A 265-nucleotide genomic window follows, 5' to 3' on the forward strand; every position below is an offset into this window, starting at 1 on the left:
GTTCGAATGGCTTCGCAGTGTCGCGTTCACCGGCTTTCCGTGGAATGCAGTCGGTTACGGCATGATGCCGGTGCCGCTGATGATGCAATCGGCCCATGTGCTTGGCGTCATGGGCGTCACGGCGCTTTCCGTCTTCGTCTTTGCAGCACCGGCGCTGCTTGGGACCCGCCAGGGCGCCAGGACGGGTGTCTTTGCCGCTGCCCTGCTGTTTGCCGCGCATATCGGTTACGGCGGCTACATCCTCTACTATCTACCGAAGCCAACG

At 61.9% G+C, this 265-nt stretch carries 1 protein-coding gene; it reads left to right on the top strand.

Features of this window, described 5'->3' with window-relative positions; translation table 11 throughout:
- On the top strand, positions 1–265 hold a 265-nt coding region (locus SB679_RS24700; RefSeq protein WP_410704926.1), incomplete at both ends, for a hypothetical protein.

The organism is Chryseobacterium sp. SIMBA_029 (genome assembly GCF_046535275.1).
GTDB lineage: Bacteria > Bacteroidota > Bacteroidia > Flavobacteriales > Weeksellaceae > Chryseobacterium.